Source organism: Streptomyces sp. NPDC056169 (genome assembly GCF_042268445.1).
Lineage (GTDB): Bacteria > Actinomycetota > Actinomycetes > Streptomycetales > Streptomycetaceae > Streptomyces.
Window position 1 is genome coordinate 117,350 of sequence record NZ_JBHJUO010000006.1, and the last position, 15,085, is coordinate 132,434.

Sequence of the window (15,085 nt, forward strand, 5' to 3'; positions counted from 1 at the left end):
CATCGGCAGTGGCAGACTTGCCGGGTGAGCAGCCACGAGACCGACCTCCGCGATGAGAAGCCCCAGTTCGTCCTCCCCCTGGTCGTACGGATCGAGCGCGACGCGCCCCCGTCCCGTACCGACGCCCTGGAGACCGCCGCGCGGGCCGTCCTGGAGATCCTCACCGACGACCGTTCCCTCGGCGAGGGCGAGTGGGCGCAGGCCATGACGGACTGGGAGGACGCCCGGATCCGCAAGGTCGTGCGCCGGGCGCGCGGCGCGGAGTGGCGGAAGGCCGGAGCGCTCCCGGGGATCACCGTGGCCGGCGCGGAGGCGGAGGTACGGGTCTTCCCGCCGGTGCCGCTCGACGGCTGGCCCAAGGAGCTGGCCAAGCTCCAGGTGTCGGGCACCGAACTCGACGACCCGGCGGCGCCCGGTCCCGTACCGGACGGGGCCGTGGTGCTCTGGATCAACCCCGGGGTCGACATGTCGGCGGGCAAGACGATGGCGCAGGCCGGCCACGGCGCGCAGCTGCTGTGGTGGGCGATGGACGACGCGGACCGGAAGGCCTGGCAGGCGGCCGGCTTCCCGCTCGCGGTGCGCACCGCGACACCCGAACACTGGGCCGCGCTCGCGGCGGGCGACAGCGGCCTTCCGGTCGTACGCGACGCCGGTTTCACGGAGATCGCCCCCGGAAAGACGGTCGTCTCCGAGGGCAGCCCCCTCTTCGCTCCCCACCTCCGACTGCGCCGCCCGTAGAAGACCGAGGCCATGACCTCGCCCTTGGGCCGGCGGGCCGACCGATCCGCGTCCCTGCTGCTCCTCTTCCTCCTGGCGGGAGCCAGTGCCCTCGCCCGCGGCCCCGCCAGGTGGAAGCTCAGGAAGATCGCCACGTCGGACGAGGTCCGACGGAAGCGGCAGCGCGCCGAGCACGAACTGCGGGCGCGCGCCGAGGAGATCGGCAGGTCCGGGCCGTGGGGCCCGGCCCTGCGCACCACTCTGGTGGACTCGTGCACCCGGGGCGGCGCCAGGAACCTCTTCGACCGGAACGCGCCGAAGCAGCCCGCCATGTCCTGCACGCTGCGACTGCACCTGTACTTCGTCGTGGACCGTCCCGTACCCGACATCGTCGGGGACCTGCGCTCCATGACGACTCCCGCGGTCTGGTCCGAGGATTCGATACGGGCCGTCCTGCGCTACTACGAGACCGAGGTCCACGCGTCGCCGCACACCTACCCGCCGTCCGTCGGAAGCCTCAAGGGCGGGGAGCAGCTGTCCTGGGACGCGCCCGGCGACAACGTGCGGGCGAAGGTCGCGGAACCGCGCCCAGGGCGGCGTAAAGCGGTGCTCGGCACCTGCGCGTCCGACCCTGCGGATGTCACCCTCCGCGCGCTGCGGGAGCGGCCGGGGACGCTCTTCGCGTGGACGCTGACCACGGGCTACCACACGGTCCAGGGCACCAGGTGAGCCCGAGGGGCACGACGGGACGACGCTGCTGAGCCGCTCCCGTCAGTCCGCCTCCGGCGGCCGGGTGCGGCGGGCGTAGGCGCGGGCGGCGCGGGCGCGGTCGCCGCAGCGGGTGGAGCACCAGTGGCGGCGGCCGTGGCGGAGCAGGTAACGGTTGCAGGGGGTGGAGCCGCAGCTGGTGAGGCGGTCGGCCTCGGGGCCGGTGACGAGGTCGGCCGCGTTGGCCGCGAGCGCCGCGAGGGCGCGGCCGAGGATCTGGTCGGTGGGGCAGGGCGCCGCGCGGTAGGGGCCGTTGCGCTCGTCCCAGTACAGCAGGGCGGCCGTGGGGGCCTTGCCGATCGCGTCGTTGACGGCGGAGAGCGCCATGGGCAGGGCGGGCACGCCCGCGACCCGGGCGGCCAGCAAGGACCTGACGTGTTCGCGCAGGGAGCGCAGCTGCGCCGCGCACATCTCCTGCACTCCGGCGTCGGCCGGCGCGAGGCCGTGCTCGGTGAGCCACCGGTTCGTGGCCTCGGGGGTGCCGAGGAAGTCCATGGAGTGCCCGCCGGGCAGCGTGACGACGCTGTTGACGAAGGCGAGGGCGATGTACTCCTCCGCCCCCGGCGCGGGCGGCGGCATGGATGCGGCGGTCGAGGTCTCACTCATGGTTCTCATGGTACGGCTTGCTTTCATCCGTGAGTCATGGACTATGGTCCTCACGGATAGATCGCCACTTATTCGTGAGGTTCTGATGACTGACACCGGCACGCCCGCTGAGCACGAGCAGATCCCCGTCCGCGTCCTCGGAGGCCCGACCGCACTCTTCGAGTACGGCGGCCTGCGCTTCCTGACCGACCCCACGTTCGACGCACCCCGCGAGTACCCCGTACCCGGCGGCCTGCTGAGCAAGACGGCGCCCTCCGCCACCACGCCGGCCGAGATCGGCCCGATCGACGTGGTCCTGCTCTCCCACGACGAACACCCCGACAACCTCGACGCGTCCGGCCGCGCCCTCCTCGCGGACGTCCCGCTGACCCTCACCACCACCGGCGGCGGACAGCGCCTGGGCGCGGGGACCAAGGGACTGGCCGACTGGGAGTCGGTCAAGCTGGACCGCCCCGGCGGCGGCACCGTCACCGTCACCGCCGTGCCCGCCCTGCACGGCCCCGGTACCCGCGAAGAGGTCGAGCCGTTCACCGGCCAGGTCGTCGGCTTCGTCCTGACCGGGCAGGACCTGCCCACCTTCTACGTCAGCGGCGACAACGCCTCGCTCGGCCTGGTCCAGGAGATCGCCGAGCGGTTCGGCCCGGTGGACACCGCCGTCCTGTTCGCCGGAGCACCCCGTTTCCCCCAGCTCTTCGGCGGCGCCACGATCGTCCTCGACAGCGCGCAGGCCGCCGAGGCCGCCACGATCCTCGGCGCCCGCCGCGTGGTCCCCGTCCACTGCGACAGCTGGGCGCACTTCACCGAGAGCCGCGACGACGTGATCGCCGCGTTCACCGCCGCCGGGCTGCTCGACCGCCTCGACCTGGGCGGGGCCCTCCACCGGACGCCGGAACCTCAAATGTAGCTCTGAACGTCCCCCTCCCTGGGTTCGAACGTCTCCGCCGGGGCCATCACGTGGATGACTGAGGACCGAAGGAGGGGGACATGGGGGACATGGAGGACATGACGGCACTCGGCATCGGCATCGGCTGGCGTCCCGAGATCGCGGAGGCGGTGGAGGCGCTGACCGGCGTCGACTGGGTCGAGGTGGTCGCGGAGAACATCTGCGCCGACCACCTGCCCGACTCGCTGACCCGGCTGCGGGAGCGCGGCGTGACGGTCGTCCCGCACGGGGTGTCGCTCGGGCTCGGCGGCGCGGACCGGCCGGACCCGGCGCGGCTCGCGGCGCTCGGCGAGAAGGCGGTGGCGCTGGGGGCGCCGCTGGTCACGGAGCACATCGCGTTCGTACGGGCCGGGGGGCCGCTCACCGCGTCGCCGCTCCTGGAAGCGGGCCACCTGCTGCCCGTGCCCCGCACCCGGGACGCGCTCGACGTGCTCTGCGAGAACGTCCGCATCGCGCAGGACGCGCTGCCCGTGCCGCTCGCCCTGGAGAACATCGCGGCCCTCATCGCCTGGCCCGGGGAGGAGCTGACGGAGGGGCAGTTCCTGGCGGAGCTGGTGGAGCGTACGGGGGTACGGCTCCTCATCGACGTCGCCAACCTGCACACCAACCACGTCAACCGCGGCGAGGACCCGGCGAAGGCCCTGTCCGAGCTGCCGGTGGAGGCCATCGCGTACGTCCACGTGGCGGGCGGCGTCGAGCGCGACGGCGTCTGGCACGACACGCACGCCCACCCGGTGCCGCGCCCCGTCCTCGACGTCCTGGCGGACCTCGCCTCGCGGGTCTCGCCGCCCGGCGTGCTCCTGGAGCGGGACGACGACTTCCCGCCCGCGGAGGAGCTGGCCGCGGAGCTGACGGTGATCCGGGAGACGGTGGCACGCGCCCGGAGCGCGGGAACGCCGGTCGCCGGATCCGTCGCCCCGGCGCAGCCGCTGCTCATCGGCGCGGGCGCCCGCGTCTCGGGCGGGCCGATGCCGAGCGCCCTGGCCGTCGATGTCGACAGCGACAGCGACAGCGACATGGACGTGGACGTGGACATGGACTCCGTGGCGCCGGGCCTGCCCCGGCCCAGGGCCGCCGCCGACGACGTTCCCGTTCCCGAGCCCTCCGACGGCGCCCGCCAGCGCGTCGCGCTCGCTCAGGCCGCGCTGCTGTCCGCGCTCGTCGCCGGGACCCCCGCGCCCGAAGGGTTCGACAGCCGGCGCCTCGGGGTGCAGAGCCGGGCGCTCGCGGCCAAGCGGGCCGGGGTCGTCGCGAAGGTCGCCCCCGAGCTTCCGGAGATCCTCGGCAAGGGCTTCCGGCCCGCGTTCCTCGCGTACGCCAGGACCCGCCCCATGACCGGCGGCTACCGCCGTGACGCCCTCGACTTCGCCGAGCACCTGCTGCTCGCCGACCGCCCCGAGGACCCGGCCGCCCGACGGCGGCTCACCGAGTGGTGGCAGGACCGTTCCGGCAGCCGCCCGCCCGGCCGCGCCGTCCGGCTCGCCCGGGCCGCCCGCCACGCCCTCGTCCGGAGGTGACCGCGTGAACGCCCTGGTCGTCGTCTTCTACGTCGCCGGCGCCGCCGGCATCGCCCTGCTCATCACCCGCGTCGTCCGCTCGCGCGGCCGCTCCGGCGGGCCGATCCACGACCGGTACGAGGCGGCCTTCCTCAACGGCGGCCCGGCCCGGGTCGTCGACGCCGCCATCGCCGCCCTCCAGTCCGACGGCCGGATCGCGATCGGCGGCCCCGGCATCGTCGCGGTCGTCCGGCCCGTCGCGCACGACCCGGTGGAACGCGCCGTACTCGACGTGCACGCCGCCGCCCCGCACGGGGCCCTGCACCACCTGCGGCTCGCCGTGATGCGGCACCCGGCGGTCCAGGAGCTCGGTGACGGGCTCGCGGGGCGCGGGCTCATCGAGGAGCCGGCGAGGCGGAGCACCACCCTCGCCTGGTGCCTCGCGCTCGGCCTCACGGCCTTCTTCCTCTTCCCCGTCTCGGTCGTCCTCACCATCCTCGACCTGGCCACCGCACCGGAGATGTCGGTGCCGTTCGTCGTGAAGGTGCTGCCCCTCCTGTTCGCCGCCGGGGTCACGGCCATCGCGTGCGGGGCGATCTCCGGGAAGCGGCTCACCTCCGCCGGGCAGGCCGCCCTCGCGGCGTACGGACGGGCCCACGGCCACCTCGCCGACGCCGGTCACCTCGTGGCCCTGTACGGGCTGCGGGGCCTGCCCGACCCCGTGCTGCGGGAGCAACTCCTCGCCGCCGCCCGGGTGTACGCGCCCCGAAGGAGCCGCGGGCGCGGAAGGCGTCCCGCGCCCTCGCACCACCTCTCCGCCGACTACGCCGCCGCCGGTGTGGCCACCGCGTGGTGCGCGGAGAACAGCTTCTGCGGCGGGGGCGGCTCCTCCTCGGGCGGAAGCTCCGGCTCGTGCTCGTCCGGCTCGTGCTCGTCCGGCTCCTGTTCCTCCGGTTCCTGTTCCTCCGGCTCGTGCTCGGGCGGCGGGTCCGGCTGCGGTGGCGGGGGCGGCAGTTCCTGTTCGAGCTCCAGCGGCAGTTCCTGCTCCAGCTCCAGTTCCAGCGGGAGTTCGTGCTCCAGCTCCAGCAGCTGATCACCCGTTCGAGTGGCGGGGGCCCGCGACCTGTCGTAGAACTCGGACATGGTCTGGGTTCCGCTTCTCCTCGTGGCATGCGTCGTCGCCGGTGTCGCCTGCGCACGGCTCTGCCGGGCCACCCTCGTGGCGGCCCGGCCCGCGGCTGCCGGGCCGTACGCCGGAAGCGACGACGAACTCACCGTCCTCGAAGCCGCCTACCTCGCCGGCGGTCCGCTCCGGGTCACCGATCTCACCCTCGTCGCCATGCACCGGGAGCGGCGGCTGCTGCTCGCCCACACCGGCTGGGCGACGGTCGTGGACGCCGACGGCGGCTCAGGGGACGAGTGGGAGAGCGCCGTACTCGGTGCCATCGGGCCCGGCGGCCAGTCCCCCATCCCCGCGGTCCGTCCGGAGGTGGCCGCCGCCGACGCGGTGCGGGCGCTCGCGCAGCGGCTCGTCGACCGGGGGCTCGCCGTGTCCGACGCGGGCCGCCGCGAGGTCGCGGCCGGGGTGCGGGCGGTGCGGGCCGCGCTCCTGCTCACCCTCGCGCTCGGGGCGGCGGCGGCGCTCCTCGTGCCCGGCGACGAACGGACCCCGGCCGTCGCCGGGTTCACGCTGCCGCTGCTCGCCTCCGGGCTCTGCCTGCTGATCGGCCGGATCGAGGTATACCCGTACACCCGCTGGGCGTCCCCCGCCGGGCAGCGGCTGCTCTCCGGCCTCTCCCGGGCCGACCCGCTCACCGCGCTCGCGACGCGCGGCCCCGCCGTCCTGGAGCCCGAGCTCCGCGCGGCACTCCGGGAACACGCTCCCGTACGCCTCCCGTAGTTCCTTTACTTCGCCCCGCCCCGCGCCAACGATCTCTTCGTCCCCGCGCGCGCCCCACGCGCACGCGGTCACGAAGGGAAGCACCGATGCCCTCTCCCGCGCTGTACGGAGCCCTCAGCGCCCTCCTGTTCACCGCCCTGCCCCTGGCCCCCGCGCACGACGCTCCCCCGTCCGAGGCGCGCGGCACCGTGCTCGCCGCCCGCCGGGCCGCCGCCGAGGGGATCGCCTTCGGCTCCTGCCCGGCAGCCGAGAGACTGCCGCCGTCCGTCGCGTGCGGCACCGTCCGCGTACCGCTCGACTACGCGGACCCGGACGGTCCCCGCGTCCCGCTGACCGTCAGCCGCGTCCGGGCCTCGGGGCCCGCCGCCGGCCGGCAGGGCGCGCTCCTCTTCAACCCCGGGGGCCCGGGCGCCTCCTCGACGTACTTCCCGCTGGCCGCCGAGCTCCCGGCGTGGCGGCGGATCTCCGCCGCGTACGACCTCGTGGGCTACGCCCCGCGCGGGGTGGGCCGCTCGGCGCCGGTCTCCTGCCAGGACCCGGCGGACCGGGCGACGGGCCCGACCCCGGCGCCGAGCCGGCCGTCCGAGGTGTACAAGCGGGAGCGGATCGCGCGCGCGAAGACGTACGCGGAGGGCTGCGCGCGCCGGACGGGCCCGGCCCTGCGCCACTACCACTCGCTCAACAACGCCCGGGACCTGGAGGTCGTGCGGGCGGCGCTCGGCGAGCCGCGCCTCACGTACCTGGGCAGCTCGTACGGCACGTACATCGGCGGCCTGTACGCGACCCTCTTCCCGCACCGGGTGCGGCGGATGGTCCTCGACGCGCCGGTGGACCCGAGGCCTGACCGGATCTGGTACCGGAACAACCTCGCCCAGTCCGAGGCGTTCGAGCGGCGGTGGGCGGACTTCCGCACCTGGGTGGCGAAGCACGACGCGGTGTACGGGCTCGGTGGCACCGCGCGGGAGGTGAGCGGCCGGTACGAGCGGGTGCGCGCCGAGCTCGCGGAGCGCCCGGCGGGCGGCCGGGTCGGTCCCGGCCAGCTGCACGCGGCGATGCTGGACACCGGCTACGACGACCGGTTCTGGCCGCTGCGGGCGGGCGCCCTCGCCGCCTATCTGCAGGGCGATCCGGCGCCGCTGATCGCCCAGGCCGCGCCCCCGGAGAATCCGGGGCCCGACGCGGGCAACGGGCGTGCGGTGTACACGGCGGTGGAGTGCAACGACGCGCCCTGGCCGGAGGAGTTCGCCGTCTGGGACCGGGACAACACGCGGCTGGCGGCACGGGCCCCGTTCGAGACCTGGGACAACGCCTGGACGAACCTGCCCTGCGCCTACTGGAAGGCGCCCCGGCAGCGCCCGCTGGACGTGCGGACGGGTCCGGGGGTGCTGCCGCCGGTGCTGATCCTGGCGGCGGAGCGGGACGCGGCGACCCCGTACGCGGGGGCGGTCGAACTTCAGCGGAGGCTGTCGGGCGCGGCCCTGGTGACCGAGCGGGACGCGGGCACGCACGGTGTCGCGGGCGGGCCGAACGCCTGCGTGAACGGCTATCTGGAGCGCTATCTGCTCACGGGGGCGGTTCCGGACTTCGACAGGACCCCGGAAATGACGCCGGTGCGGCGCGCGTCATGCGCGCCGCACCCGGAGCCGGACCCGGTGTCGCTGGACGGGAGGGCAACGAAGACGCCCGCCGTCTGATCTTCCGGGTCAAGGGGTGGCGCGCCCGGCCGGGAGCAGGGCCGCCACCAGGTTCGTACGGCCGTGTCAGGCCAGGCCCGCCACCAGGTCGGCGACGCTCTTGCGCCGGCCGGTGTAGAACGGGACCTCTTCGCGGACGTGCATCCGGGCCTCGGAGGCACGCAGGTGGCGCATGAGGTCGACGATGCGGTGCAGCTCGTCGGCCTCGAAGGCGAGGAGCCACTCGTAGTCGCCGAGCGAGAAGGAGGCGACCGTGTTGGCGCGGACGTCGGGGTAGCCGCGGGCCATCTTGCCGTGGTCGGCGAGCATGCGGCGACGGTCCTCGTCCGGCAGCAGGTACCAGTCATAGGAGCGCACGAAGGGGTAGACCGAGACGTAGTCGCGCGCGTTCTCGTCGGCCAGGAAGGCCGGGATGTGCGACTTGTTGAACTCGGCGGGGCGGTGCAGCGCCATGTTGGACCACACCGGCTCCAGGGCGCGGCCCAGCTTGGTGCGGCGGAAGAGGTTGTACGCCGCCTGGAGCTCGTCGCTCGTCTCGGCGTGCCACCAGATCATGACGTCGGCGTCGGCGCGCAGACCGGAGAGGTCGTACGTGCCGCGGACGGTGATGTCCTTGGCGGCGAGCTGGTCGAACAGCTCCTGGACCTCGTCGGCGTAGCCGGCGCGGTCCTCGGGCAGAACGTCGCGCAGCTTGAACACGGACCACAGGGTGTAGCGGATGACCTCGTTGAGGTCCTTCGCCTTCTTACCGGCGTTCGGGATCTTTTCGGGCGCACTCATACGCCTATTCTCGCCCGTCACGAGGAGTGCCCCGCACCGGGGTCGGTCCTTTTCGACGTGGCGATGATCTCGTCCCCGAACCCGGCCGCGATCTCGTCGGCCGCGCGGTGGGCCGAGGCGATGCACGCGGGGATGCCGACGCCGTCGTACGCGGCGCCCGCGACCCGCAGTCCGGGCAGGGCGGCGACGGCCTCGCGGACGCGGGCGACCCGGGCGAGATGGCCGACGGGGTACTGGGGCAGGCCGCCGGTCCAGCGGGTGACCGTGGTGGCGACGGGGCGCGCGGTGAGCCCGGTGGCGGCGGCGAGGTCCTTGAGGGAGGCGGCGACGAGGTCGGTGTCCTCCCGGTGGACCTGCTCCTCCTCGCCGTGGCGGCCGACGGAGGTGCGCAGGACGAAGAGGTCGGGGGCGCCGTCGGCGACCCAGCGCCACTTCTGGCTGGAGAAGGTGGAGGCCTTGATGGTGTGGCCGTCGACGGGTGGAACGAGGAACCCGGAGCCCGGCAGGGCGGGGAGATCCGTGCCCGGCAGGGCGGGGAGATCCATGCCGGCCGGGGCGGGCAGGTCCGTGCGGCGGAAGGCGAGCGTGATCAGGGCCATGGAGGCGTACGCGATCTCCGCGAGCTCGGCGGAGGCGGCGGGCGCGTGGTCGGCGAGGAGCGCGGCGGCGGGCCCGGCGGGGGTGGCGAGGACCACGGCGTCGGCGGCCAGGACCCGGTCTCCGGCGACGACCTCCCAGCCGGCCGGTCCGGTGCGGCGCAGGGCGGTGACGGGGGTGCGGGTGAGGATCTCGCCGCCGGCGGCGCGGATCGCGTCGGCGACGGCGCTGGGCAGGGTGCCGACACCGCCCTCGACGCCGAGGAAGACGGAGCCGCCGAGTCCGGTGCCGGCGCCCGCCGCGTCGGCAGCGGCGGCGGCGGCTCCGGCCTGCTGGACGGCGTGGACGGCGGCGGTGAGCGTGGGGTGGCGGCGGGCGGCCTCGAAGAGGGCGGGGACGGCGGCCTTCATCGAGATGCGGTAGGCGTCACCGGCGTAGACCCCGCCGAGGAGGGGTTCGACGAGCCGGTCGACGACCTCGTGGCCCATGCGCTCGGCGACGTACGCGCCGATGGCGATGTCGTCGCCGATCTCGGTCGGGGGCAGTTCGCGGTCGAGGCCGATGCGGCGGACCCCCTCCTCGGAGAGGAGCCCGTCGACCGCGCGGCCGTCGCCGGGGACGCCCATCACATGGCCCTTGGGCATGGGGGTGAGCTCGCCCCGGGACCAGACGGACGCGGTGGTCGTGGCGGGCGGCTGGAGCCGGTCGCCGAGGCCGACGGCCCGGGCGAGGGCGACGGCCTCGGGGCGGCGGGCGAGGAGCGACTCGGCGCCGAGGTCCACGGGCGCGCCCGCGATCTCGCCGGCGAGGAGCTTGCCGCCGAGGCGGGCGCCCTCTTCGAGGAGGGTCACCCGGTGGCCGGCGGTGGCGAGCCGGTGGGCGGCCGCGAGTCCGGCGATTCCGCCTCCGGCGACGACGACGTGGTGTCCCGTGGTGTCCGCGTTCATGGGACCACTCTCTCAAATCGCCCGCGCGCTCCCTTTCCGAGGCCGGACCGTGACCGCATCGCTACCGCCGGACGGAAACCCGCGCGGCCGCCGCTCACGTCCAAGGGGCACGACTCACCACCATTCCCTGGGGGGAACCCATGCACAGAACACGAACGGTGTCCCGGGCCCGGACGACGGCGGCCGCCGCGCTGCTGACGGCCTCGCTCGTCCTGACCGGCTGCGGCGCGGGCGGTACGACGGCCGGCGACAGCAAGAGCGACGTGAGGGCGGCGCAGGGCGGGAAGGCAGCGGGCGCGGCCGACGCCGACTCGGGCAGCGAGAAGCAGCCCACGGCACCGGGCAAGGCGGCGCAGCCGCAGCACGTCATCCGTACCGCCTCGCTCGCCGTGGAGGTCGAGGACGCGGCGAAGGCCCTGGTCACGGCCCGCCGGGTGGCGGCGGGCGCCGGCGGGCGGGTGGAGAACGAGTCGACGGAGCGGATCGACGACACGTACGTCACCTCGCGCGTCGTGCTCCGGGTGCCGCAGGAGCAGTACGACGCGGTCCTCACCGAGCTGGCGGGCACCGGCAAGCTCCTCGCCCGCACGGCGGACGCCAAGGACGTCACCGAGCAGGTCGTGGACGTGGACAGCCGGATCGCCACCCAGCGGGCGAGCGTCGCGCGGGTGCGGGCGCTGATGCAGCGGGCGGAGAAGCTGGCCGACGTGGTGACCCTGGAGGGCGAGCTGAGCCGCCGCCAGGCGGACCTGGAGTCGCTGCTCGCCCAGCAGTCCTCGCTGAAGGACCGGACGACGATGGCGACGATCACCCTCGAACTCACCGAGAAGGAGAGGCCGGGCGCCGACAAGGAGGAGGACGAGGGCCGTCCCGGCTTCGGGGACGCGCTGAGCGGCGGGTGGAACGCCCTGGTGGGCGCGCTCGCCTGGATCGGCCTCGTCCTGACCGCCCTGGCCCCGTGGCTGGCGCTCGCCCTGATCGCCTTCCTCCTCTGGCGCCACCTGATCCGCCCGCGCCGCACGGCGCGCCTCGCGGCACGCCCGGAAGCCGCGCCGGAGCCCCGCCCGCTGCCGGCCCAGAACGCCGCCGGCGTGGCCACGCCCGCCGAGCGTCCCGACACCCCCGGGGCCGGCGAGTGAGCCGAAGGGGCGCGGCGGGGCTGTGAGCCCGGCTGTAGCGCCCCGGAGGCGAACCGAGCCTCAAAATAGGGGAATGAGCGAACGACTGGTGGTCATCGGTGGCGACGCGGCGGGCATGTCCGCCGCGTCGCAGGCGCGCAGGCTCAGGTCCGCCGGGGAGCTGGAGATCGTCGCCTTCGAGCGCGGTCACTTCTCCTCGTACTCGGCCTGTGGCATCCCGTACTGGGTCGGCGGGGACGTCGCCGCGCGGGGCGAGCTGATCGCCCGTTCCCCGGAGGAGCACCGGGCCCGGGACATCGACCTGCGGATGCGGACCGAGGTGACCGCGATCGACGTGCCGGGGCGGCGGGTCCTCTCCCGGGACCTGGACGCGGGTACGGAGGCGTGGACGGGCTTCGACAAGCTGGTGATCGCGACCGGGGCCCGGCCGCTGCGTCCGCCGCTGCCGGGGATCGACGCGGCCGGGGTGCACGGCGTGCAGACCCTCGACGACGGCCAGGCGCTGCTCGACTCGCTGGAGCGCACGCCGGGACGGCGGGCCGTCGTGGTCGGCGCCGGCTACATCGGGGTGGAGATGGCGGAGGCGCTCCTCGCCCGGGGGTACGAGGTGACGGTCCTGACCCGGGGCGAGCAGCCGATGGCGACGCTCGACCCGGACATGGGCCGGCTGGTGCACCGGGCGATGGACGGGCTGGGGATCACGACGGTCGTCTCGGCGGAGGTGACGAAGATCCTGACCGGTGCCGACGGGCGGGTACGGGCGGTGACGACGGCGGACGCCGAGTATCCGGCGGACGTGGTGGTCCTGGGGACGGGCGTGGTGCCCGAGACCTCGCTCGCCCGGGCGGCGGGGCTGCCGCTGGGCGCGCACGGCGGGCTGCTCACCGACCTCGCGATGCGGGTGCGCGGCCATGACGACATTTGGGCGGGCGGCGACTGCGTGGAGGTCCTGGACCTGGTCTCGGGCCGGGAGTGGTACGTGCCGCTGGGGACGCACGCGAACAAGCACGGCCAGGTCATCGGGGCGAACGTCGGCGGCGACTACGCGACGTTCCCGGGTGTGGTGGGCACGGCGGTGTCGAAGGTGTGCGACCTGGAGATCGCGCGGACGGGCCTGCGGGAGCGGGACGCCCGGGAGGTGGGGCTGCGGTTCGTGACGGTGACGGTGGAGTCGACGAGCCGTGCGGGCTACTACCCGGGGGCCGCGCCGATGACGGTGAAGATGCTGGCGGAGCGGCGTACGGGCCGGCTGCTCGGGGTGCAGATCGTGGGGCGGGAGGGCGCGGCCAAGCGCGTCGACATCGCGGCGGTGGCGCTGACGGCGGGGATGACCGTGGAGGCGATGACGGCCCTGGACCTGGGGTACGCGCCGCCGTTCTCACCGGTGTGGGACCCGGTCCTGATCGCGGCCCGGAAGGCGACGGCGGCCGTCCGGGCGGCGGGCTGAGGGACAGAGACACGAACACGGACAAGGACAAGGCGACGGCCGCCGGGTGACCCCGGCGGCCGTCGTCGCATCGCGTGCCCGTGGGTCAGACGGCCGTCCGCGTGTGCACGTAGTCGACGAGACGCGTCAGGGAGTCCGGGTCCATCGACGGCATGACGCCGTGGCCCAGGTTGAAGACGTGGCCTTCCAGGTCCTTCGCGGCGGCGAGGACCTCGTCCGCCTTCGTCTCCACGACCTCGCGCGAGGCGAAGAGCACGGCGGGGTCCAGGTTGCCCTGGAGCGCCTTGCCGGGGCCGACGCGGCGGGCGGCCTCGTCGAGCGGGACGCGCCAGTCGACGCCGACGACGTCCGCGCCCGCCTCGCCCATGAGGCCGAGCAGCTCGCCCGTGCCCACGCCGAAGTGGATGCGCGGGACGCCGTAGTCGGCGACCGCGTCGAAGACCTTCACGGAGGCCGGCATCACCGAGCGGCGGTAGTCGGCCGGGGCCAGGGCGCCGACCCAGGAGTCGAAGAGCTGCACGGCGGAGGCGCCGGCCTCGATCTGGACCTTGAGGAAGGCCGAGGTGATCTCGGCGAGGCGGTCGAGCAGGTCGGCCCAGAGCTGCGGGTCGCCGTACATCATCGCCTTGGTGCGCTCGTGGCTGCGCGACGGGCCGCCCTCGACGAGGTAGCTCGCGAGGGTGAAAGGCGCGCCGGCGAAGCCGATGAGCGGGGTGTCGCCCAGCTCGGCCGTGAGCATCCCGATGGCCTCGGTGACGTAGTGGACGTCCTCGGGCGTGAGGTCGCGCAGCCGGGCCAGGTCGGCGCGGGTGCGGATCGGGTCGGCGACGACCGGGCCGACGCCGGGCTTGATGTCGAGGTCGAGGCCGATGGCCTTGAGCGGGACGACGATGTCGCTGAAGTAGATGGCCGCGTCGACCTTGTGGCGCCGCACCGGCTGGAGCGTGATCTCGGTGACCAGCTCGGGCCGCATGCAGGACTCGAGCATGGGAATGCCCTCGCGGACCTTCAGGTACTCGGGGAGGGAGCGCCCGGCCTGCCGCATGAACCAGACGGGGGTGTGCGGCACGGGCTCGCGCCGGCACGCCTTGAGGAACGCGGAGTCGTGCGTCCGCGACTGCTGCTTCGTCTGCTGGCCCTGCGGGCTGTCGTTGGCACTCACGCCCAGAATCTTCGCATGTGGCGGGAAGCCGCTCGTCCGGGCCGGGTGTCCCTCCCCGCACAGAGGCCCCGTTCCGCCTACTCTTCCCCGCATGGCTGCGGCTCAGGGACATTTTTCCGATCATTCCGACGGCAAAAGAGGGACGGACGACACAGCGGACAGTACGGAGACGAATCCGGTACCACCCGCCTTCCGGCGGGCGGTGGAGGCGCTGCGATCGGCGCGACTGCGGTCCGAGATCGAGATCGACCCGACCAGGCCCCCGCAGCGCCTGGCCCCGTACGCGTACGCGGTGGAGGCGGCCGTCGTCGACGGCGAGGACGACCTGGCGGACGGACGGCTCGTGCTGCTGCACGACCCGGACGGCCACGAGGCATGGAAGGGGACGTTCCGGCTGGTGACGCTCGTCAGGGCGGAGCTGGAACCGGAGATGGCGGCGGACCCGCTGCTCCCCGAGGTGTGCTGGTCCTGGCTGACCGGGGCCATGGAGGCACGCGGGCTCGCGTACGGGGAGGCGAGCGGGACGGTCACGATGGCGGGCTCCCACTATTTCGGCGGGCTCGCGGACCGGAGGCCGGCGACCCAGATCGAGATCCGGGCCTCCTGGACGCCGCGCGAGGGGCTCGGCGGTGTGCCGGACACGGGGGCGCACCTGGCGGCCTGGTGCGATCTGCTGTGCCAGATCGCGGGGCTGCCCCCCGCACCGGCCGAACCGGGGGCGGGGCCGACGGGAACGGTGACGGGCGCGGGGGTCGTGTCACTGCCCCAGCGACGGGGCCCACAGCAGGCGTGAGGCCCCGGAAGGACCCTCTCCGGCGGGACGGGAGGGGGTCCGTTCGGGGGCCCGCCGAGTGGACCCCCGAGTGCCCCGCTGAGGGGTCCACTTGGG

General features: G+C 74.6%; 14 protein-coding genes. 10 read left to right on the forward strand and 4 right to left on the reverse strand.

Annotation, left to right across the window (positions count from 1 at the left end; genetic code table 11):
* The first annotated feature begins 24 nt into the window (after positions 1-24).
* Positions 25-738 (forward strand): peptidyl-tRNA hydrolase, encoded by a 714-nt coding sequence (locus ACFC0G_RS11435; protein ID WP_376400829.1) that lies wholly within the window; start codon positions 25-27, stop codon positions 736-738.
* Positions 739-750: 12 nt separating this feature from the next.
* A complete protein-coding gene (locus tag ACFC0G_RS11440; protein ID WP_376400832.1) occupies positions 751-1,446 on the forward strand; it encodes a hypothetical protein in 696 nt (231 codons plus the stop codon).
* Between the two features lie 42 nt (positions 1,447-1,488).
* On the opposite strand, the gene ACFC0G_RS11445 is transcribed toward ACFC0G_RS11440, so the two are convergent.
* Complete coding sequence (locus ACFC0G_RS11445) at positions 1,489-2,091, reverse strand: CGNR zinc finger domain-containing protein (protein ID WP_376400835.1); 603 nt, start codon at positions 2,089-2,091, stop codon at positions 1,489-1,491.
* An 85-nt stretch (positions 2,092-2,176) separates the two neighbouring features.
* Here ACFC0G_RS11445 and ACFC0G_RS11450 point away from each other — a divergent pair, with 85 nt between their 5' ends.
* The 5 genes from ACFC0G_RS11450 to ACFC0G_RS11470 all read left to right on the forward strand — a co-directional run bounded on the left by ACFC0G_RS11450 (position 2,177) and on the right by ACFC0G_RS11470 (position 8,124).
* Positions 2,177-2,995, forward strand: a complete 819-nt coding sequence (locus ACFC0G_RS11450) for an MBL fold metallo-hydrolase (protein ID WP_376400838.1) — start codon at positions 2,177-2,179, stop codon at positions 2,993-2,995.
* An 89-nt stretch (positions 2,996-3,084) separates the two neighbouring features.
* The gene (locus ACFC0G_RS11455; protein ID WP_376401455.1) at positions 3,085-4,551 is read left to right on the forward strand and encodes a DUF692 family multinuclear iron-containing protein; all 1,467 of its coding nucleotides are present in this window, start codon (positions 3,085-3,087) and stop codon (positions 4,549-4,551) included.
* Between the two features lie 4 nt (positions 4,552-4,555).
* Positions 4,556-5,623, forward strand: a complete 1,068-nt coding sequence (locus ACFC0G_RS11460; protein WP_376400841.1) for a TIGR04222 domain-containing membrane protein — start codon at positions 4,556-4,558, stop codon at positions 5,621-5,623.
* A 48-nt stretch (positions 5,624-5,671) separates the two neighbouring features.
* Complete coding sequence (locus ACFC0G_RS11465) at positions 5,672-6,430, forward strand: TIGR04222 domain-containing membrane protein (RefSeq protein ID WP_376400844.1); 759 nt, start codon at positions 5,672-5,674, stop codon at positions 6,428-6,430.
* A gap of 86 nt (positions 6,431-6,516) precedes the next feature.
* Positions 6,517-8,124, forward strand: coding sequence for an alpha/beta hydrolase (locus ACFC0G_RS11470; RefSeq protein ID WP_376400847.1), 1,608 nt, complete (start codon positions 6,517-6,519; stop codon positions 8,122-8,124).
* A gap of 66 nt (positions 8,125-8,190) precedes the next feature.
* Here the strand turns inward: ACFC0G_RS11470 and hemQ are convergent, their stop codons facing one another.
* A complete protein-coding gene (hemQ, locus tag ACFC0G_RS11475; RefSeq protein ID WP_376400850.1) occupies positions 8,191-8,904 on the reverse strand; it encodes a hydrogen peroxide-dependent heme synthase in 714 nt (237 codons plus the stop codon).
* 17 nt (positions 8,905-8,921) lie between these two features.
* Positions 8,922-10,448: a protoporphyrinogen oxidase gene (gene hemG / locus ACFC0G_RS11480; protein ID WP_376400853.1), complete on the reverse strand. Its 1,527-nt coding sequence runs from the start codon at positions 10,446-10,448 to the stop codon at positions 8,922-8,924.
* Between the two features lie 140 nt (positions 10,449-10,588).
* Here hemG and ACFC0G_RS11485 point away from each other — a divergent pair, with 140 nt between their 5' ends.
* Positions 10,589-11,587, forward strand: coding sequence for a DUF4349 domain-containing protein (locus tag ACFC0G_RS11485; protein WP_376400856.1), 999 nt, complete (start codon positions 10,589-10,591; stop codon positions 11,585-11,587).
* 73 nt (positions 11,588-11,660) lie between these two features.
* The gene (locus tag ACFC0G_RS11490; RefSeq protein WP_376400860.1) at positions 11,661-13,034 is read left to right on the forward strand and encodes an FAD-dependent oxidoreductase; all 1,374 of its coding nucleotides are present in this window, start codon (positions 11,661-11,663) and stop codon (positions 13,032-13,034) included.
* A gap of 85 nt (positions 13,035-13,119) precedes the next feature.
* On the opposite strand, the gene hemE is transcribed toward ACFC0G_RS11490, so the two are convergent.
* Positions 13,120-14,196, reverse strand: a complete 1,077-nt coding sequence (hemE, locus tag ACFC0G_RS11495) for a uroporphyrinogen decarboxylase (protein ID WP_376400863.1) — start codon at positions 14,194-14,196, stop codon at positions 13,120-13,122.
* A 91-nt stretch (positions 14,197-14,287) separates the two neighbouring features.
* On the opposite strand from hemE, the gene ACFC0G_RS11500 reads away from it, so the two are divergent.
* On the forward strand, positions 14,288-14,989 hold the full coding sequence (locus ACFC0G_RS11500) for a DUF3000 domain-containing protein (protein WP_376400865.1): 702 nt from the start codon (positions 14,288-14,290) through the stop codon (positions 14,987-14,989).
* Positions 14,990-15,085: the final 96 nt, after the last annotated feature.